The sequence below is a fragment of the Paenibacillus sp. P2(2022) genome (assembly GCF_029522175.1).
Classification (GTDB): domain Bacteria; phylum Bacillota; class Bacilli; order Paenibacillales; family Paenibacillaceae; genus Paenibacillus; species Paenibacillus polymyxa.
Genome location: NZ_JAKWFI010000004.1, coordinates 159,992 through 179,827 on the forward strand (window position 1 = coordinate 159,992; position 19,836 = coordinate 179,827).

At 47.2% G+C, this 19,836-nt stretch carries 23 protein-coding genes, 1 pseudogene and 1 riboswitch; of the genes and pseudogenes, 6 read left to right on the forward strand and 18 right to left on the reverse strand.

Annotated features, from left to right (window positions below):
• Nucleotide 1 precedes the first annotated feature (1 nt).
• The 15 genes and pseudogenes from MMB75_RS15190 to MMB75_RS15260 form a co-directional block, all read right to left on the reverse strand.
• Nucleotides 2–676, reverse strand: coding sequence for a putative phage tail protein (locus tag MMB75_RS15190; protein WP_045244107.1), 675 nt, complete (start codon nt 674–676; stop codon nt 2–4).
• Complete coding sequence (locus MMB75_RS15195) at nt 669–1,820, reverse strand: baseplate J/gp47 family protein (protein WP_045244108.1); 1,152 nt, start codon at nt 1,818–1,820, stop codon at nt 669–671. Before MMB75_RS15195 ends, MMB75_RS15190 begins: the two co-directional genes overlap by 8 nt.
• On the reverse strand, nt 1,820–2,290 hold the full coding sequence (locus MMB75_RS15200; RefSeq protein WP_016821304.1) for a DUF2634 domain-containing protein: 471 nt from the start codon (nt 2,288–2,290) through the stop codon (nt 1,820–1,822). Before MMB75_RS15200 ends, MMB75_RS15195 begins: the two co-directional genes overlap by 1 nt.
• A complete protein-coding gene (locus tag MMB75_RS15205; RefSeq protein ID WP_045244109.1) occupies nt 2,277–2,684 on the reverse strand; it encodes a hypothetical protein in 408 nt (135 codons plus the stop codon). Before MMB75_RS15205 ends, MMB75_RS15200 begins: the two co-directional genes overlap by 14 nt.
• A complete protein-coding gene (locus MMB75_RS15210) occupies nt 2,677–3,654 on the reverse strand; it encodes an XkdQ/YqbQ family protein (protein ID WP_045244110.1) in 978 nt (325 codons plus the stop codon). Before MMB75_RS15210 ends, MMB75_RS15205 begins: the two co-directional genes overlap by 8 nt.
• Nucleotides 3,651–4,292 carry a LysM peptidoglycan-binding domain-containing protein gene (locus MMB75_RS15215; protein ID WP_025364227.1) on the reverse strand — a complete coding sequence of 214 codons (642 nt, stop codon included), beginning with the start codon at nt 4,290–4,292 and terminating at the stop codon, nt 3,651–3,653. The genes MMB75_RS15210 and MMB75_RS15215 overlap by 4 nt, the downstream gene beginning before the upstream one ends.
• Before the next feature lie 36 nt (nt 4,293–4,328).
• On the reverse strand, nt 4,329–6,050 hold the full coding sequence (locus MMB75_RS15220; protein ID WP_039276888.1) for a hypothetical protein: 1,722 nt from the start codon (nt 6,048–6,050) through the stop codon (nt 4,329–4,331).
• 21 nt (nt 6,051–6,071) lie between these two features.
• Nucleotides 6,072–6,203, reverse strand: a complete 132-nt coding sequence (locus tag MMB75_RS15225; protein WP_016821314.1) for a hypothetical protein — start codon at nt 6,201–6,203, stop codon at nt 6,072–6,074.
• Between the two features lie 23 nt (nt 6,204–6,226).
• A complete protein-coding gene (locus tag MMB75_RS15230; RefSeq protein ID WP_016821316.1) occupies nt 6,227–6,661 on the reverse strand; it encodes a phage tail assembly chaperone in 435 nt (144 codons plus the stop codon).
• Nucleotides 6,662–6,761: 100 nt separating this feature from the next.
• Nucleotides 6,762–7,169: a phage tail tube protein gene (locus tag MMB75_RS15235; RefSeq protein ID WP_016821317.1), complete on the reverse strand. Its 408-nt coding sequence runs from the start codon at nt 7,167–7,169 to the stop codon at nt 6,762–6,764.
• Between the two features lie 122 nt (nt 7,170–7,291).
• A complete protein-coding gene (locus MMB75_RS15240; RefSeq protein WP_031463044.1) occupies nt 7,292–8,758 on the reverse strand; it encodes a phage tail sheath family protein in 1,467 nt (488 codons plus the stop codon).
• A gap of 2 nt (nt 8,759–8,760) precedes the next feature.
• The gene (locus MMB75_RS15245) at nt 8,761–8,979 is read right to left on the reverse strand and encodes a YqzN/YkzM domain-containing protein (RefSeq protein ID WP_016821321.1); all 219 of its coding nucleotides are present in this window, start codon (nt 8,977–8,979) and stop codon (nt 8,761–8,763) included.
• Nucleotides 8,980–8,989: 10 nt separating this feature from the next.
• Nucleotides 8,990–9,958 carry a hypothetical protein gene (locus MMB75_RS15250; protein WP_017426411.1) on the reverse strand — a complete coding sequence of 323 codons (969 nt, stop codon included), beginning with the start codon at nt 9,956–9,958 and terminating at the stop codon, nt 8,990–8,992.
• Nucleotides 9,959–10,302: 344 nt separating this feature from the next.
• Nucleotides 10,303–11,157: pseudogene (ant(6), locus tag MMB75_RS15255) on the reverse strand (aminoglycoside 6-adenylyltransferase).
• 118 nt (nt 11,158–11,275) lie between these two features.
• The gene (locus tag MMB75_RS15260) at nt 11,276–11,752 is read right to left on the reverse strand and encodes an ArpU family phage packaging/lysis transcriptional regulator (protein ID WP_017426408.1); all 477 of its coding nucleotides are present in this window, start codon (nt 11,750–11,752) and stop codon (nt 11,276–11,278) included.
• A gap of 275 nt (nt 11,753–12,027) precedes the next feature.
• Between MMB75_RS15260 and MMB75_RS15265 the strand changes: the two genes are divergently transcribed.
• The 4 genes from MMB75_RS15265 (at nt 12,028) to MMB75_RS15280 (ending at nt 15,956) form a co-directional block, all read left to right on the forward strand.
• Nucleotides 12,028–12,501 carry a helix-turn-helix domain-containing protein gene (locus MMB75_RS15265; RefSeq protein ID WP_013369769.1) on the forward strand — a complete coding sequence of 158 codons (474 nt, stop codon included), beginning with the start codon at nt 12,028–12,030 and terminating at the stop codon, nt 12,499–12,501.
• Nucleotides 12,502–12,512: 11 nt separating this feature from the next.
• The gene (locus MMB75_RS15270; protein WP_017426406.1) at nt 12,513–12,938 is read left to right on the forward strand and encodes an ImmA/IrrE family metallo-endopeptidase; all 426 of its coding nucleotides are present in this window, start codon (nt 12,513–12,515) and stop codon (nt 12,936–12,938) included.
• Between the two features lie 194 nt (nt 12,939–13,132).
• Entirely contained in the window at nt 13,133–15,040 is a 1,908-nt protein-coding gene (locus MMB75_RS15275) for a 5'-nucleotidase C-terminal domain-containing protein (RefSeq protein WP_031463043.1), read from the forward strand.
• A gap of 244 nt (nt 15,041–15,284) precedes the next feature.
• A complete protein-coding gene (locus tag MMB75_RS15280) occupies nt 15,285–15,956 on the forward strand; it encodes a 3'-5' exonuclease (protein ID WP_016821326.1) in 672 nt (223 codons plus the stop codon).
• Between the two features lie 41 nt (nt 15,957–15,997).
• Here MMB75_RS15280 and MMB75_RS15285 read toward each other — a convergent pair whose 3' ends face one another.
• From MMB75_RS15285 to MMB75_RS15295, 3 genes are all read right to left on the reverse strand, one after another.
• The gene (locus MMB75_RS15285; protein WP_016821327.1) at nt 15,998–16,981 is read right to left on the reverse strand and encodes a helix-turn-helix transcriptional regulator; all 984 of its coding nucleotides are present in this window, start codon (nt 16,979–16,981) and stop codon (nt 15,998–16,000) included.
• A 71-nt stretch (nt 16,982–17,052) separates the two neighbouring features.
• Entirely contained in the window at nt 17,053–17,820 is a 768-nt protein-coding gene (locus tag MMB75_RS15290; RefSeq protein ID WP_016821328.1) for a hypothetical protein, read from the reverse strand.
• 223 nt (nt 17,821–18,043) lie between these two features.
• The gene (locus MMB75_RS15295) at nt 18,044–18,199 is read right to left on the reverse strand and encodes a hypothetical protein (protein ID WP_016821329.1); all 156 of its coding nucleotides are present in this window, start codon (nt 18,197–18,199) and stop codon (nt 18,044–18,046) included.
• 309 nt (nt 18,200–18,508) lie between these two features.
• Here MMB75_RS15295 and MMB75_RS15300 point away from each other — a divergent pair, with 309 nt between their 5' ends.
• Nucleotides 18,509–18,949 (forward strand): SH3 domain-containing protein, encoded by a 441-nt coding sequence (locus MMB75_RS15300; RefSeq protein WP_016821330.1) that lies wholly within the window; start codon nt 18,509–18,511, stop codon nt 18,947–18,949.
• A 25-nt stretch (nt 18,950–18,974) separates the two neighbouring features.
• Entirely contained in the window at nt 18,975–19,679 is a 705-nt protein-coding gene (locus MMB75_RS15305; RefSeq protein WP_016821331.1) for an AIM24 family protein, read from the forward strand.
• Nucleotides 19,680–19,764: 85 nt separating this feature from the next.
• Nucleotides 19,765–19,808, forward strand: a riboswitch (PreQ1 riboswitch).
• The last annotated feature ends 28 nt before the right edge of the window (nt 19,809–19,836 follow it).

Genomic DNA, 19,836 nt, shown 5'->3' on the forward strand with positions numbered 1-19,836 from the left:
GTTATGCGCCACCTCCTAAATACCTATCCTGTGTTGTAAGTTCATTTTCATAGAAGGTCATGGACTCCACTTCGGCAATGGTCAGGTAGCGTAATTTGTACTCCACTGCCATGTGAGCGGGCTTGATCTCCTCAATGGCTGCTTTCAGGTCCTCCACGTTGGGGGGAATCCCAATGGTATCCATAAATTTGACCGTAAATCCCCATTCGGTAGGGTGAAAAGTAACATCTACCGTGCCTCCGTCATACGCCTCAGCTACATTTTTGGCAAGCTTGCCTGAAAAAGTCCCTGCCCCCCGCAGCTTCGATTCCACCACTGCGCGCCGCTGATCCAACGGCTTCCCCAGATCGGTTTCGATCCCTAGCTCCGTTTCCCAGCGTTCCAGCCCCCAGGTGGCGGTACGTACGAAAAACTGTCCCACCGTTGCATCCATTGCAAGATACAAGGCGTCCAGTTCGCTTCCTTTAGCATCCATATCGGAGCGCATCACACGTGAGGTTTCATAATAGGCAGGCAAATAGGAAAGCAGCTTGCGTCCCCGCTCGCTGCTCATTTGGCTTACTGTATCTCTCGCTATTGCTACCCGGTTAGCAAAGGTGTCACCACGGTTTACACGTTTTCCCTCGTCAGGGTTATTCAAAAACTCTTCAAAACTGTCTATTCCGTTGTTACTCACTGACGCTCACCGTCCCCAGCACGGCTACCTGACCTGATCCAATCTCAATATTCTGATTGCTCTGTCCGTTGATTTTCAGCTCAGAGAAATCAATAATAATCGGAATGTCCAGCAGCACAGCAGAAATCCGGGTATACCGTACCAATGGATCTGCCTTGTAAAAAGCAAGCTGCTTCAAATACGTCCGCACACCGTTTTCGATCAGCTTTTTGATTTCATCCAGTGTGGACGGCTTCTCTTTGGTGCGCTGTACCTTGACCGAAATGTTAATCTCCACTTCTGTCGCTGGCATGATCGTCACCACGGGACCTGCTGGTGCCAGCCCTTCCCCTTGCCCATCCTGAGTCGGATCAATATACTTCTGCACCGCAGCCACGATATCCGGACTGGCAGCTCGTTTGTCCGTATCCAGCACATATAACCCCACTGTTCCTGGCCCTTTCCAGAGTGGAACAACTTCCACGCCACCCACTCCAGCAATTTCATTCGCCCACTGGGTATACTGCGCCTTGTTACCGCTTGTACCCTGGTTCCGCACCTTGGCATAAAAACGCTCCAGCAACAGCTGGTCGCTTTCAATGTCTGTGCCGCTTTTGGTTTCCTCCGTATTGATCACGGAGGAAACCCCGCTAATCGGAGTAGCCATCACCTGAATGACACCCGCTGGCACGTTGCCGCTGCGTCCAGGATTGACCGCCCGAATTACCGCTTCCCCGGTACCCTGTTCATCCAGCGTGACCGATGCCGTAGTCGCATATTCAATGGAGGCTTCCCCAGATACATCATCTGCCGGAGTCGCCACCAACGTTCCTGACGGGACGGTTGTTCCCGCTGTGCCCTTGAACATAACCTTACCTGATGCAGCAACGGCTTCCCGCCGTTTCACTCCATGCTCTGCTGTCCGCAAATCCAGTTCCGGCGAGCGAAAATCCGGGTTATCACTGGCTGCTGTGCTGGCAAACCCCCGACGCAGCAGCTCCTGCGCCCAGATTGCCGCTTCAGAGAGCATAAATGCTACTGGAGCCTGCGCATCCCAAATAAAAGAGCCCTCGGACTTATCTATGTCCGAAGGCACTTTTTCCAGCATTCGATTTAAAATTGACTCTTCCGTCTGGTCTACCAAATATTCCGGCAAGTCTGCCATTAGATCACCACACTTTCCACAATTTCTGTCTCATCCCGCACGTTCGTAATCTGGCAGCTAAAATAGCATGCCTCACCTTCCCAGCGAAACGTGAACTGATCCACACTAGCCGTACGTGCATCTGCTAGCAACGCCTCTGTGACCATGCGCTTAATTTCACTTTCTTGCACACCGTGCCCATAGCTGCTGCCAATCAGCTCCTCCAGCTCACTTCCATAGTCAGGCGAATAGATCACATGACGATAGCGAGGAGTGCGTATGGCTTTTTCACACCACTGTACCCAAGCTTCTTTCTCGCCTGTAGTCACGATTTTACGGCTAGGGCTCATTACAAACTCCCCAGCTTCAAAATCAAATCTCCAGCTTCGCCCAAATACAGCACGGTTATCCTCCAGTACATCCGGGTCAGTCACATCTGTGTCTGTCCAGATCATATCATCTGTTTCGGGAAACAAATTAGCCACGTCCATTCACCACCTTGCACACGACCACCACATCGTTACCACTATTCACCCGTACCGCCAGTACACGATCCCCGGGCTTAAGTCCTTTGTTCAGGCTCAGATTTACATCCTCCAGCTCATCCTCCCCGATATAAAAGGAAGTTTTCAGCTCTTTGCCCTCCCAATTTTCGGGTTCCACCGAGGTTGAGGTACCTTTGTACATATGGCGTGGTACAGATAGCAGCCCCGGCAGCTCGGCGACTAGATAATCCTGAAGCTCATGTTTAAAATCATCCAGCTTGAGTCCTGTGGAGGTGATGGTACCTAATACTGCACCTACTCCACTAAGCGCTTGCTTGGTGTGTTTATGAAATGAAGATTGCAGCGCAGTGGCTAAATGCCCGTAGGGGTCCTTATTCAAGGTAAAACCTCCTTTTTACATCGTCATACGTTCCGAGCTCCAGCGACATACTTCCAGGGTTGCCCAATTCCCTGCTTACTGAAATCACCAACAGCTTCATGGTCCCTAACATTACCGCGTCTCCTGCTCGAATCGTATTCATATCTGGTGCATTTACCGATATCGTTTGTTGTATGCCTCTCAGCTTACTTTTGGCCAACTCACGTGCCGCCGCACCCGATTTCACCTCGTCATCCTGTACGATCACCTGAAGTGTTCCATATTTGGCAATATCCTTTTCCTCAAGCGCCATCACCTTGGAAGGAACCTCTTTCCCCGTTTCACTGGCCGCCGTAGCCAGCACCTTCACTCTCGTGGCTGCGCCTTCCAATGTACGGGATTGTGTCGTATCGGTCACTTTCTCCAAAACATATACATCTTTGTTCGTGCCCAGTTCGTACAGCTCCAAGCCGGAAGAAATCATACGTGGATGATACAGCTTGCCGCCCGCCTTGGCCGTCTCCCGCAGATCGCCCAGCATCATGGAATAAATGGACTGCGTCCGGTATACGGCGCGCCCAAGCTGCTTTTTTGTGTCTGGCAAAGAAGCGATTTTCAGCTTCCAATCCCTCGCATATTTCTGAAAACGCTGGGTAGCCGTCTGCTTGGCAGGAAGTAAATATTCATCCTCCGACTTGTCCAAATATACCGTACGGTCATATAGCGTCAGCGTCATACGTTTAAGCCCGTTGTTGGAGGTTTCCACTTCCCAGATCACCGCTGGAGATAACAAAGGAACATAGTCTTTTTTACCATAAGGAATACCACTAACCCGGATTGACATCCCTGGAGAAATGACCGGCATATCGGACGTAACGACCAAATTGACCGTCCCCTGATAGGCGATTTGCTCCAGCGAATCTCTTAAATTAATGTTCTCCACAAGTGGCGAAAGATCATATTTATCCTGTAAAATGACTTTATAGCTCATGACAGCACCAGCTTTTGCCCCGGTTTAATCGCATTCGGATTTTTCCCGATGGTCTTTTTGTTAAGCTGATAAATGCGACTCCATTGCGAGCTGTCTCCCAGCTCCAGCTTGGCAATTTTGGACAAGGAATCTCCCGATTTAACCGTGTAAGTTTTCTTTTTTTCTTTCATATCCGTGCGAGGCTTTTTGTTGACTGTCACAGACTTCGAACCGGTACCAGATTTTTTGGCTACTTTCATTTCGCTCCAGGTTCGCAGTGACAAATCAAAATTCACATCCCCATATTCCCCGCCCCGAAAGGTCGAATTATGAGAAGCTACAATTACGGGTACGTTCACAGCTGTCTCCGTAATGATAAAACGTAGCGGACTCTTGGATAACAAAAAGCCATTCAACGTGTTCATGGCCTCCTGCGGATCAGGGATGTCTTCATATGTGCAATATGCTGGATTGTATTCTTTCGGAAAAAAAGAAGAGAAGGAGATTTCCTTCACCTTCTCCCCTTGTGGGAAGTCAAACTCCCCGTAGGACAAAATTGTCGTTGTATCAAATCCCTTTTGCCGTGAGATCGTCACTTCCTCAGGATTTACTGGAAACTGAAACTTTTTCCCTTTACCATCCGTCAAACTAAATTCCATCTTTATCCTCCTTCCCTACTGCTACCATTTACTGCATTACATAGCTCCAGCGCCCGTTGGCTTGGTATTCTGCGTTGCACGCAAAATTTCAGCTTTGAGGCGGTAGCCAATCTGCGTAATAAGACCATCCACATCCAGCTTGTTCTCATGCACAGTGACCTGTACAGCCCCCGCAGGAAGATTAAATTGATTGGTGGTTTCGGTTTTAAAATCCTTCAAAAAGCCAGACAATGTTCCCATTTGTTCAGGACTGATCTGTACTACTTGAGGAGTGGGATTACCGTTGGCCTTACCTTTAGCTTTGGCGCCATTGTTAGCATGCGCCGCAGTATTCAACATTGGGCTTGGGTTTACCCCTTGGTTAGCGATAGCCATCGGTCCGTAAGGATTAGGAACGCCTTTGGCGCCCGGTTGTGGAGGCACGAATGCGGATGCACTATATAAAGGCGGCATAGTTGCTAAGGGCTTAAGAGACGCACCTATATTTGAATTAGGTGGGATTGAAGGTTTATGAACTTCAGGTGGCTTAGTTGGCTCTTTTTTAGGTTCGTCTTTTTTACCGAAAGAAAAGAAATCAGAAAAGCTCTTACCAAAGTCTCCAGCCTTATCTGAAAGCCAACCTTTGACCTGGGAAGCCTTTTCTCCAAGAAGTTTACCAGCGGACTTTGCCTTTTCCATCATAGCTGGACCATAATCTGAGACTAAGCCGCCAATTTTTCCTCCAACAAAATCTCCCGCCATGCTTCCAAGTTGAGAACCAACTACAGTACCAATACCCGGAAGCAAAAATGAACCTATAGCACCGCCTATTGCAGAACCAGCAGTCCCGCCTACAGTAGAACCAATAGCTTCTGCACGTTCTTTACCAGAGGTAGCCTGTGCGATGTTCATAATATCCATCCCATAGCTTAAAGGACCCAGTAGCTTTTTCGCACCGCCTTTTAAAAGGTTTTTGAACAAGCCTGATCCTGCTTCTTCTGCTGCACCAGCTACTGTGCTAGGGTTTACAAGGCTGGAAGCGGCACTAGAAGCGGCTGTGGCAGTACTACCACCACCTTTAAAGATTCCAAACATCCCCTCTCCACCTTCAAAGAGATCTGAGAATCCTCCACCTACTTTTTCCATGAAGTCCCCACTATTTTTCCCAAAAGAATAAGCCTTTTTGGCAACATCTTTAATCTTATCTCCAGTAGTTGCTCCAACAGGTCGAGTAAATAATTTTTTCCCTGCTTTCAATGCTTTTTTACCCGTTGAAGGTGCTTCAGATAAGTTTTTTATTCCCCCACCAATTTTTTTGAGATTACCAAAAAAATCCTTTGTTTTCCCCCAAACCGTCTTAGGCTCTTCTTTTTTCTCTGCAGCTGGTGTCACAGATCCCAACTTAGTACTCAAATCCGCAATAGCCTTCGTATTGGCCTCTACAGCAGTAGTATTTGCTTTCAAAACCGTACTCAGATTGTTATCAGACTTGACCGGGTCTGCTTTAGCAGTGCCGCTATTTACCTTCACATTCACATTCCCAGAGGCATTAATAATCTGAGATTTAACCCGGTTAATCTTGTTCAACAGATTATCCAAGCCTTTGGAAGCCATATCGTTCAGCACAATTTCCGGGGCCATGCGAGTGCGGCCGATTTTCAAAACACGTCCTTGAATTCGCTCAAAATAGCGTTCCATTGCGCGCAATTCTCTGTTCGCCTTAATGACGTTTTTAGGATCAATCACAAGGTTCATGCGGTAATTTAATGCTTCTGCCATCTATCATGTTCACCTCCTTGTTTATACTTTTGAAGCTGCTATGTTATCCATTTCCTGTTCGGCAAACGCCAGCAGCAGCATGCGCTCACCGCGGGGAAGCCGCCAAAAGTCTCCGGGACGAAGGTGGTGCCGGACCCACAAGTGGTACAGCATCGTCGTCATTCCCCCGGAGCCGATTAGTTTTTTAGATCAGCAATCTCAACGCCAAAACCGGACAGTTCCAGCACTTTATCTCCCACTGCATCCAGTTCACCCGCCAGCAGCATACGGCGGACAGACTGTTCGCCACCGGACAGCTTCAAGCGGCTTGTAATCCGGGGATCTCCCCAACCATTAAGGGACAGGCCCTTCACTTCCAACTTTCCGGTGGCTTCCGAAATCAACAAGGCGTTGAACGTTTCGGTATCTACCTTTTCGTCTACAGCACCCTTCACGGTTCGGCGAATCATGCAACGCTCACGAATGCTGTCCACCTTACTAGAGGTCAGTCCGTGCAGTACAATTTTCATATCGAGGCGCTTGATACGAACCGTTTCTTCCGGTAGTTTCTCAGCGGCTTCAAACAGACTGTCCAAAATTTGTTCTTCTGTCATATTCTCATTCAAACTCATAGGTCATTCTCCCTTATTGTTAATTTCAGATTTTCACAAATTCTTATTTTCATTTGGGGAACGGGACACCTGACAGCATCCCAATTCCCCGTTAACCAATTTAGTTCGCTACAATCGGATCCAGCAGCTCATAGCCTTCGAAGGTGAAGGTCGTTTCTTCCTGTACTTCCTCGCCTGCTGTCCAGTTGGCTAGCTGGATTTTGTCAGCAGTGCAACGGATGAGACGAATACTTTCATGTCCAAAAGCTTCTGGATCATCCAGCTTCGTAATAATCTCAAAACGATTAAAACCACGACGAATCATATCGGACGTAACTTTGTAGCCACTCATCGTCCCCGTCCCTTTTTTGATGCCGCGCTTATGCACCTTCCACTCATTGCCCACGAGATTCAGCTCGCGTTTTTCCATTTCCACGCTGGCTTCCAGCTTATTGATATTCGTCTGCCACACCCCATCCACATGCGCCTGACCAAACGTACCTAAAATAACTCTTGAAGCATCCAACATTTCTTTTTCCTCCTCAAAATAATTCATAATATAGTTCGGGATTCCACAAAATCCTCGTTGTTAAAAAGCTACCTTAATCCTACTGATCGCCACCAAAATGCTTAGGCGCGTAAAATGCTTATTTATTGCACGTAAAATGTGCCGAACAGCTGCTCCATCACGTCGGTGAGCTTCACATTCCATTGCAGGAACACTTGATCCGGCTCCGGTTTGATGACTGGCGCATCACCGTAGTAAGCCGGATCGAGAATGACATCGTAGCCATCCGCCTCGATCACGTTGCTCAGCGACAGCTGTGCCAGGTATTCTTTGATCGCACCGATGAGTGCCAGACGGCCTTCTACTGTGTTGTTGATTTTGCCAATGTAAGTCTCTTCGGCTGCACGCTGCAAGTCAGCGTTAATGGCATCCATGACACGGATGGAACGGATTTTCTTCCACGCATTGTTTTGTCCGGCAGACGGGTTCACCAAGCTGTTGATTCCACGCAGCGCTTTGACCTGACGGCCATCGAAGAACAGGAGGAACACCCCGTTACGGACAGCCTGTTCCTGCTCGGAACGTGTCCAGCGGCGGGTTACATCCTCAAAAGGCGTAACCGCATACGTTGCGGATTGGTTCAACCGTTGGCCTGCGATCAGTCCGGCTACATAGGCAGCCGTTTGGGCGGAGCTGTAGTCCGTACCTGCCAGACGTACGCCTGTGCCCACGTTTACGATGCCTTCATGGTTCAGTGCCAAAGAACGTGCAGAAGCCAAGCTGACAGCCGTTTTGGACACATCATCTGCCGCAGAACCGCCGAATACAGCGATGACGCCTTTGCCTTCATTCCGGACACGTTTGATCCAGGCAGCAAAGCTTTGCAGCAAAGCCAGATCGGCTGCATAATCCAGGGCCAGCACATTAAACTCCTGTCCTTCCAATGCTTCCTGCATGGCGATGTAATCGGCATTAACCAGCTTGCTATTGCCGCTATTGCCACCTGTCAGATGTACGCCGCTGACATCCGCTGGAATGCCGCCTTCGCCGACAACCTCAGCTTTCACCCATACGTTTTCGCTGTTTTCGTTCAGCGCTTTGGCAATTGAAGCAGCCGTACCGTCGCTGCCTTTGTACGTACCCAGCAGTTTGGTTCCTTCATAGAGGCGCACCTCACGAGCTTGCTCGTCGCCCAAAGTTGGCTGTACCGTTACGGCAAAACCATTACCGCGGCTACCTGTGTACAAAGCCTTCAAACGCAGCACGTCGGTCGGGGTCTCGCCACCGCTTTTCAGTGTTACAGACGCTTCAGCAGCCGTGTCATCTGCCAAGCGATAAGCGAGCAGTTTTTTCGGACCGCCCAGCAAAGCCAGATACAATGTGGAATATGCTGTCGCACCGTTCTCACTGTCGCCGGAGAAGATTTGGCTAATAGCCGTTTCGCTGCCCACCTCTACAAACTCACGTACAGGGCCCCAATTCGCCTTGATGGGTACAACGACCGTACCACGTGATCCACCTTGAATCGCTGAAGCTGCTGCTGCCTGAAAATTCATATACAAACCCGGTAATACCGGTTTATTCGTGTTTTCCCATGTTCCGCCTGCCATAATTAATCCACCTTCGCTTTCATAAATTGTTCGATTTTAGTGTGTGCTTCTGCTACCGTAAACAGCTTGTCCTGTGTGCCAAAAAAGGCGCCTGCCAGCACTTCTACTTTTACAGAAAACAATTGTTCTGCGTGTTCCTTTAGTTCCTCTAGCGTATAGCGTGGGCCACTTGCTTCCTGCCCGCTATGTAGCGGGGTCTTCTCATGGCTTTCCAAGGTCACTCGGACCACCTCATTTCAAAATAGGATGAATTTCCACTCTGCGAATCAATGCCGCTTCCTCAGCCGGACGCATACGCCGCTGTACCAGCGTCAGCCGAAGCTGACCGTCTAAAATGGCATCCGCCTGCAAATCGGCTGAGGCTTCAGCCGTAGACATATAACGGCCCTTGTCCTGCTCCAGAGGAAGCTGGATTTGAGCGGCAAAGCCTTCGACCAGCGCGGAAGCTGCGCGGTTCTCTTCGGTGGTGACCGGGGCAGTGATATGCCCGATGAACCGTTTGCGGAGCTCATACATGGAGGCTCCTGCCATCCGGGTTTCACAGCCGCTCAGCCGCCATAATACCGCGTGGCTTCCCGGCTGTGCGGGCCATGCGTCGGCGTATACCGACCACAATTCGCCCAGTTGCTTCTGCGTCCAGCCGACCAGTGCTGCCAGCCATTCTTCCGGCTGTGCTGCATCAGGTGCTGAAGCGGCCGATCCACCTTCTGTTTCAGGCACATACACGCCAAAACGCAGCGTTCTATAGGCCTTGCCCGTAACCGTGTCCAGCATTTCTGCATCCCGCACGCCCAAATAGTGCGCGGTAAAAGCAGACGTGTCCTCACCTTTACCTGTCACCGATGCTCGGTGCAGTCCGGCAATCAGGGTATTCGCCCATACATCGGCCTGCGCCAGCCCCGCTTGTCCTGCGTACAGCTTGATGCGGACAACCTGCCGGTAACCGGCCCAGGAAGACTTCCAGATTTCCTCGCCCAGCACCATAACCGCATACGGCTCCTCTGCCGTCTGCGACGGGGGTTGAACATCGTATACACGCCCTTGCAGCGCCGGAATAATGTCTATGAGCTTTTGCTTAAAGGCTTGTCTCATCCTGTGGCATGCCACCCTTGCGTATCCTGTGCTCGCATGCTGTGGCTGTTTAGCCAGGCTTTTTTCCACTTCCATGCTCTCAGCCGGCGTAGCCTTGTACTCATGCATTGCAGCATCCCTTGCTTAGGCAACACGACTCCTCCTTTCTATACATCGAATTCCCGGGAAGTGACAAAGACGATGACCGCATGAAAAAACCGGCCCTATTGGCCGGCTAACGTTTGACGGTGTGTGTCTTCGGTATGTCCTCTTGTCTTGATTCCCGATGATATAATCTTACACCCTTATAACGAATGCGTTGCCGGGGAAATGGACGATAAAAGTAGAGACTAGGGATGAAGTTAGGCGGTATTTTGCGAACGTTTGTTCTTATATTAAAAATGCGTTTAATCTCATTGTTGATGTGCAAACAAAAAAATAACCGCCCTTTAAAAAGGCGGTTATTACATCGTTCAATTCAATGAATTATAAATATTTGCAGTATACCTAGTGATGGCTTCATCGTAATCTGGATACTCATACTCCAAACTTCTGGCCACAGCCTTAGCGTATTTTCTAAACAATGCATAGCAAGTAAGTAAAGACTCCCACATTTCTCGATAGCCATTTTCAGAGTAACTGGATAGTAAACTTTCCCAATCTTCATTAGGAAGGTACTGATTTATAAATTTATAGTTTTTTCCTACGCTAAAGGTGTACCCTTGCTCTGAGCCAATCTTCCAAGCCATCATTCGCAGCAAATTAGGTCGTGCTATCTCGTGCAAATGGTCAATAGCAAACAGGATTTCTTTTCTCGCCAATCCTTTTACGATATAAGTTGAAACCATCCAAAACTCATTACAGCAATCATCAAATTCCTTTGCCGTGGGCTCTTTAATCCAATATTGATGGTCATTTGCGATCACTTCCTCTTGGATCAGCACATCCTTGTCGAGCAGAACCTCAACTAAACCATCGCTATTCGTAAAATAATCCTCTACCTCGTTTATAGGGATCAGTGTCAGATCTAATTTATTTCCATCCTCAAAAAGAATGATATATGAAAATCAGTTACCTAGTTCTGATGGAAAAAGTTCCATATCCTCGGGTTTTTGCATCATAAGCCTATCCCCAAACACGTGGAGCCATTGATCACTTTCCTTGAAAGAATCCATATCTGTTACAAAGTAAGAAATATCATAATCTTGAAATGAATCAGGAGGAATATTGAAGTTTGTACGTGATCCTTCCATCGTGACCAATCGTATTCTTTTATCGTTCATAGCAAACTTTATAAGGATATTCATCATTTCTGGTTCACTTCTCAATACATCCGTCCTCCGTTCCTATTTTAATTGAGACCTATGCTTCTTATTCACCGTTGCGGTTCATACTCCTTGCTGTCTAGGTTAATAGAGCCACAGGTTGTGACCCCTATGCATTTACCTACCCCAGTCTGCGATCCGCACCCTTTTGCAAGTTTGCCAGATTCAGAACGCCTTGGTCTGCCAGCGCTAGCGCCATTTTGTAAAAAGCACGTGTGCGAAGCTTCGTATACGTATCTTTGCTGACTGGCGGGTCCAGCACATAATTGTAAACCTTGTAATCGAACACATCATCATCCTTTAAATAACGTTCACGGATCAGCAACTGTTCACGTTCATTCAAGCGGCTCACTACGGCATCCACCATTTGGCAATAGGCCAAGCGGGCGGCAGGAGCATCTACATTATATACAGCAGTCCGGGCCGTTGGGTCGCTTGTCACATTCGTGGGTCCGTTCGGGCGATCCGTATAGCCAGCAGTAATAAAGCTTTCCCGATCCATAAAGGTTATTGTTTTATAAATCCGGTATTTCTCAAATACACCCTCCAATGCATTCTGCGTTTTGCGACGGTCTAATTCGGGTAAGTTATTTCTCATGAAAAGCAACACTCCTTATATTATGCCTTTTGACAATGATGTATTTTCAAATAAAAACGCACTTGTTTACATTTTGTTCCCCTTTTGTTCGTATCTTGAGTATAACATAACATTATTTAGGATAGGTATCCATCGTGAAAAAAAGCAATATAGCCCCAAAAACAGGATATTCGCTCTACTTTTCTATGCCTTTTGGCATATTACGTGCTTTTACTATTTGCCTAATGGTATAATAAAGCTAATTCTATGATTCTATTGCAGAAAGGAGCTCCATTGTGGAACAGCCAGCATTCGGAACTTACCTAAAACAGCAGCGTGAGCACAAGCAATTGAGCATCAACCAATTAGCAGATGCCGCAGGTATTAGTAATTCACAAATTTCCCGCATCGAAAATGGGCTGCGCGGAGTGCCCAAACCCTCCACCCTCCGCAAAATAGCGGACGCGCTCAGCGTATCCTATACCGAAATGATGAAGGCCGCCGGATATTGGGCGGACGATGATTCAATAGAGCAAAACCCACACGAACTTTATCGTTCTACTGTACCAGAATGGGCAAACTCCAAAGACCGCCGGGATTTTAAAAAAATGTTGGAGGAAGACGACGAATTAATGTTTGATGGCATTCCGCTGGATGAAAAAGACCGGCAACGAATCAAGGACGTACTGACAGGCCTGTTCTGGGAAGCCAAGCAAATGAACAAACATAAAAAGCCCGCCGATCCCGGTGCGAGCAAAGATCAGGGATAGTAGGTGATCGTATGAAGGAACTCATTCACCAACTTGTCCGAAAATACCGCACTAATTGCCCCTTCGATATTGCGAAAGCCCTAGGCATCCATATCCGATACTGCGATCTGGGCTCCACAACCAAAGGGTTGTATTATCACAAGCTGCGCAGAAGATTTATCGTCATTCACAATGGCCTTACACCAGAGTGGGAACGGTTCGTCTGTGCGCATGAATTGGGACATGACCGACTGCATAAAGGTATTAGTCGCTTTTTTATGGAGGAGCATTCCTACTTTTCTCCAGGAAAATTTGAACAGCAGGCTAATCGCTTTGCCGTGCTTTTGCTGAGTGCAGGCAATCCGCCGCTGGCTGACGAAACATTGGATCACTATTTACCCCGGATCGGGCTGCCCAAAGAGACTGCCCTTTTTTTTGATCACAAAACAGAACAATAGTTCCTATTCTATGAGTTGCTGTCTATTACTGCCTCTACAATATAGGTAACTAGACGGTGTGTTTAACAACCGATATCTCAAAAAAATGTAGTGCTTTGATATAAAATAAGAGTTATTTTTACAATCATCTGATAAAATGTGGACGTAAGCGGTTTCTCTAATTCATTCATTTTATGGGAGGTTGAAGGAACAACATGAACTCATGGAAAAAACTCTCGTCGATCTTGACGACCGCCGCGCTTCTGTTCGGATGTCTCGGTACAGCAGCAGCGGACCCAGCTACTAATGCGGGAACAGCGGGAACGGGGACAACAACGACTCCAGTCAGCGGTAAACACATCACTATCCTACATACGAATGATACCCATGCTCACGTGGTCGCTAACGACAAGGAAATGGGGTTCGCCAAGCTGGCGGGAATCATCGACCAATATCGCGCCGCTAACCCTAATACATTGCTGCTGGATGACGGGGATACCGTTCATGGAACGACCTTCGCTACTCTGGTCAATGGTGAGAGTATCGTGAAAGTGATTAACAAGCTGCGCTATGATGCAATGGTTCCGGGTAACCATGAGTTTAACTACGGCTGGAAGCATCTGGTTGAGCTGAGTAAAGAGATTCAGTTCCCTGTACTGAGCGCCAACATTAAGCAAACCGACGGAACACGCTTGTTCCAACCGTATACTATTAAAGAAGTAGATGGCGTTAAAATCGGTATTATCGGCCTAACTACGCCTGAAACAGCATATAAAACCAATCCTAAAAATGTGGAGGGCATTCAATTCACCGACCCTGCGGCTGAAGCCAAAGCGGCAGTAGACGAAATCCGCAGCAAAGTAGATGTCGTCGTTGCTCTGGGTCACCTGGGACAAGATGCATCCAGCAAAGACACCAGCCTCAAGGTTGTGAAGGAAGTGCCTGGCATTGATATTTTCATCGATGGACACAGCCATACCGTGCTGGAAAAAGGCCTGGTCGGTGACAATGGCACGTTAATCGCTAGTGCAGGTGAATACACCAAGTATCTAGGTGTGGTGGATCTGTGGGTCGATGGCGGCAAGGTTATCCAAAAGCAAGCGAAGCTGATCGATTCGACTCAAGCTGCTGACGTGCAGCCCAACGCTGAAATTGCTGCATTAATCGCCTCCATTCAGAAGGAGCAAGAACCTATTCTTAAAGAGGTTGTAGCACAAACCAGTGTAGATCTGGAGGGCGCGCGCGAAAAGGTACGTGCGGGTGAAACTAATCTCGGCGACCTGCTCACTGATGCTATGCGTGACGTTTCGGGAGCAGACGTGGCTTTAACGAACGGTGGCGGCATCCGTGCTTCCATCAAAGCAGGAACGATTACCAAGGGAGACATCATCACCGTACTGCCTTTCGGCAACCAAATCGTCACCCTGAAAGTGAAAGGCTCTGACCTTCAGGCCGCACTGGAAAATGGCGCAGCCTCCTACCCGGAACCAAGCGGGGGCTTCCCTCAGGTGTCCGGTATCTCATTCAAAATAGACACCTCAGCAGCCAAAGGCAGCCGTGTTCACTCCATCCTGATCGGTGGCAAGGCCCTTGATCCTGAGGCAACATATACACTGGCTACCAATGATTTTACTGCCGTAGGTGGTGACCAATATACGATGTTCGCTAAATATCCACAGGCAGGTATGTTCGGATCGCTGGATGAAGCGTTAATCCGCTATATACAAAAGGCCGGGTCTACTAGCCTGCAAGTACAAGCGGCCGGCCGTATTCAGGAAGCCAAGGCAGACGGAAAAACTTCTGTCCCTGCCACACAAGCTGTACCGTCTGCTCCAGCCACGACGCCAGCACCTCTGCAGGAGATACCGCAATCCGATTCCACATCGGCTGCGAAACCAGCACCTGTGAAATCGACACCTGCCAAGTCTCAAACTAGCAAGCCACAGCAGGCTTCGGCTACTGCACAAGCTGCAAATAGCCACGTATATGTTGTAAAATCTGGGGATACACTGTATGACATTTCCCGCAAACACGGTACTACCTGGCAACAGCTTCAGCAGTTGAATAAGTTGAAGAATCCTCACCGCATTTATCCGGGTCAAAAGTTGGACCTCCCGGCCTAATTCAATAGCTAGCATAAACAGCATTCGGAATCCAAGTGGTTTCGGATGCTGCTATATGTCAGGATTTTTTAGATATGCGATAGTCCAAGCTCATTTGGACATCGCATATTTTTTTTGAAAGCAAGCCTTTTAACCGCTGACAAGTTGTGAACCGAGAGGTATGATGGAGAAGAGTTATTCGGGCAGAGAACATTTGTCCCGGTATCCATCGGGATCAGTTATGTGTGTGGAAGGAGTCCATTATATGCAATACATTATTTATGATCTTGAATTTACCGTTAGCCGTAACGCCAGATATTCCTCCGAAATTATTGATATCGGTGCCGTCAAAGTTATTCAGGGAGACGATGGCCTATTCGTTGCGGATACATTTCACAGTTTTGTGAGACCATCGAATCGACCTGTGATCTCTACAGATACCGTTCAATTCACGGGTATTACTCAACGAGACATTGATGCCGCTCCACTCTTTCCTGAAGCTGTGAAGCAATTTATTGCCTGGCTCGGTACAGATTCGCCCTATTATTTATGCGCATGGGGACCGGATGACCGTCAGAAGCTGGTATCCCATTGTCGTACCCATCATGTAGATCTCGGTTGGATTCATAATACAAATGATATACAGAAGCAAATTTCCCGTCTGTTTAGTTCCAATGGAAAGTATCGTCAGTTGAGCCTGTCTCAGGCGTTGGAATTGTGCAACATTGACTTTGACGGTCAACAGCATCGGGCACTGGATGATGCCGTGAACACCGCTCAGGTTTTCATGTACCATTTTGATCGTCTTACATTAGTTCATAATGCTGCCGACGATGAGGAAAGTCGCGGCTCAAAGCTCGTCTACTCCTCACCAGAAGAAGAACAGGAGCAGTACAGTCCCTTCGGCAATCTCGCCAACCTGTTTAAGGACCGTTAAGCAGATAGCTCCCCGGCCCGTTCCGGGGGATCTTCCCCCTGTTATTCTTGATTTCCTGCCTTTTTATCGAAGTAAAACGCCCCCCAGGTTCGCAGCATTTCTTGCATACGTTTGCGGTACCGTAAAGGTTCCAGAATCTCGGCCTCAGCTCCATAGGATGTGAGCCAATCCAGAAATTCACGGTCATGATTGACCGTCACCTCAAACAACAAACTTCCATCTGGCAAATCCTTGAGAAGAGGCTTGATGAACAGCTCCTCTTCTTTGACCCGATATACAGAATCGGCAGAGAAACGTACGACAAACCGAATATTTTGATTTCCTTTGGTCACCGACCAGGTGCCTTTAAAAAACATTTCCATTTCAGATGTATTTTTTTGAAACGTATACGGCAAAATCCTCATATTCCGAAAACGGCTGATCCGAAAGGTTCTCATGGCGGATTGCTTATGACAAAAACCAAGCATATAGAATCGCCGATCTTGAGGAACCAAACAATAAGGATCTACTTGCACCAATGATACATCTTCATTTTGAGGCGAGCTGTATTCCGCTTCAATTGTCTGCTGCGTAAGACTCGCCAAAACAATCAGCCTGAGCAGATAGGGCTGGTTTTCCCGATCAAGTGTCGAGCCGAGCCGGATGATATTTTTCATTTCCTGCGCGAAGCTCGTCTGGTCCATCTTTTTTTTCTGACTAGAGGCCATCACTTTCTCATAAGCACTTTCAAAGGCTGGCGGTAGAAGAGGCTTTATCGTTTCCATCATCTCTCCCAGCTTGGTAAAAGCCTCTGCCTCTTCTTCTGTCCAATTCAGAGGATACAAAGCAAAATTGCTAATAAAAATGTACCCCTTGCCATGCCCCATATTCGTAATCGGAATATGCATAGCGCTTAGCGCCTCCATATCTCGGTATATGGTACGTTCTGATGTTTCACAACGTTCGGCAAGCTCTCTTGCCAATATTCCTGGATTTGCCTGAACAATAGTAATAATCCGCATTAAACGTATCAACCGATCAGTCAAGGAAGTCTCTCCTTTACAAAAAGATAGTAAATTAGACTCACTAATTTGCACAAATAAACTAGCACAATTACCTATCTCAACCTATTATTCTTCGTAAAACGAACATCTCCTAACGATATTTCCTTATTAAAAAAGACCTTAGAACTATACGCAGTAAACGATACAAAAGACCCACTCCATTTATTGCGTATGGATAGAAGTAACTCGGCTTCCTCAAGATAATCCATGTCTTCGCTTCTAGCTGCACATATAAGCAATTCATCTGCTTGTCTCGTAAGGATGAACGCCCCTCGCTCAGGCTCCCCTTTCTCATACATACGTAATGCCTTTTTTACAATTGGGGACGTCTCATTCAGCTTTATGTATTTTTCCACCTTCGGGTTGGATGGAATGCTCAGCAGACCAAGATGGTGCGTGTAATGGATATAAAGCTGGTCTGTGCGGATCAGCGTTCGCTTTTCCTGCGATGGCTTGCGCCAGCTCCACTCGATCATTCCAATCGTATGTCTTCCGGACGCGTGAGCCGGTATAGAAAACGTTAAAATAGCTTGTCTATATTTTCCCCGTCGCACATCACCACAGTGAACCAGCATGCAATCTCCGTTTTCTGATTGTTTAAACCCGAGCCTCACCCCTTCAGCTTTTAATAGATTTACCCCGTTTTCTGGAATGAACTGAAGTTGAAGGTCACATCCCGCTGCCTTCGGTATTAGATTTCCTTTTCTTTTACGTATAGCCCCATAGCCCCATTCTATCAGTAGATTTACTTGTTTGGACCCATTCGCCGATATAGACTCTTTGTCCCATGTGTACGTTACATTGAGCATTGACTTCACCACTGGTAAATTCCCCCTAAAAGAACATGTAACTCTAAATTAACAGTGTTATCTGACACTATATTGTCAGGGAACATATGTTTGATTGTGAAAATTATACATGGTAATCTTTATGAAAGGGGACCTAATTCGGCAAATAACATTTTCATCCATTCTAATTACATAAATACGCAAAAATAGCCCGGCTTTTGCCGGGCTACATGATAGTCTGCTTCTATATTTAAAATTATGAAATCGTAGTTTCTGTTAAAGATACTTTCGTATTTGTGCAAATATCGGATATTGGAGCAAAAGTAGTGCTATCCACGATAAGCTCCTTCGATAATGGCTTGCCATTTACAGTGATTTTTAAAATTGTATAGTTTTGTTCTCTCTCATTCATCTTTCAAGATCTCCTTCTATATCTATTTTAATATTTCTAGTTCATATATTTTGTTCAAGCCCTGATCAGGTGCGGATGGTTCTTAATTCGTTTGTTGGGAAAAATGCCGGAATGTTGCCGCTTCCTTGATATACCCGTTTTAGGTTACACTTAAACTAATAATCGAGTTTTTTTGATAATCTTTTCCCGTATTTGTCGTCTATATATTCTAAAAGCTGCATCCAAATCATTATATTGTACGTAACCATGTGATATGGGTAATGATCTGTAACATCTAACATCTTGGTTTCTCAAAAGGGGGAACATCACTTGGCACGAGCAACTTATCGCTTTGCTTTGTACCGCCGCATTGTCTGCGCTGCTATAGCGCTTTTGTTTATTTTTGGAGTAACCCGTGTACCCGAAGCTCATGCTGCTTATTGGGATGATGTATATCAAGGCTTTGAGCAGTTTTCACGTTTGCCAGGCGATGTATATCAGCTCAAGGAAAGCTACCGCCAAACACAGGAAGACCTGGAAAAGGCCCGTACCAGCATCGAGACCTACCAGAAGCAAAACGCCCAACTGCTGGAGCAAAATCGCAAGCTGAACGACACCGTTACAGAACTGAAAAATCTCCAAACCCAGCGCGATCAGACTTCACACCGAAATAAAATGCTCATCATCACGGCTATCATTCTGCTGGCCGGTTATTTTATCGGTATCCGACTGTTGCGTTACGGGATGCGTCGACGCTCGGGAAGATACTAACTGCCTGAAAGGATGAAGGGTCTGAATGGACATACAAGCAGGACAACACCATGATGAAAGTGTCGGTTCGGTCGTAACGCTCGACCTGGCTGAAGGGGAAAAGCTGCACGTTCTGCATCCGCAGCAAATCATCGCCTATCGCGGACCCAGCTCAGGTCGCAGTGATAAGCTGATGAATATTAAAGGCATGTATCGCAAGCACAAACTGATTCAGGCCGATTTCACAGGCGCTTGCCGGCTAATTGCAGCACTTCCTCCTGGCTTTAGTCTGAAGATGATCAAGCTGGAAGGAAGCGACGATTTGCTATACGATTTCCGCAACCTGTTCTGGTACAGCTCCGGCATCCAAATGCGTACCAAGCTGCTAAGCATGAAAAACATGTTGTTTAGCCGTGATGTCATTAAAATGAAATTTGACGGTATCGGCCACATTGGCATTTTGACGCAGGGATTGGTATGTCAAGAACAGCTTCATCCGTCGGAGCCGATCTACGTCGATGCGAGCAGCGTCATTGCCTATCCCGAAAACGCCAAGCTGGAGTTAACCGTATATGGTAACCATTTGGCCAGCCAGCATATGAACTATCATTTTAAAATGACGGGACACGGTACCGTACTATTTCATGCTGGTGAGCATCATCGGCGACTTCAGCAGGATATGAACGACGATGGCGTGATCAAACGATTTTTAAGGGAAGTCATTCCATTTGGTGGAGTGTTTATCAAATAGCCCTGCCATGCTATAATGGCAATGCTATCAAGGAAGCTGTCTGTCCTTGTGGCAGCTGCTAATGAAGAAAATCCATGCATAACGCATGGGAGAGGTTCGCGAACTCCCTCTATAAAAAACTAACGATGCTTTGTCCTCCGCATTGAAAAATGAATTT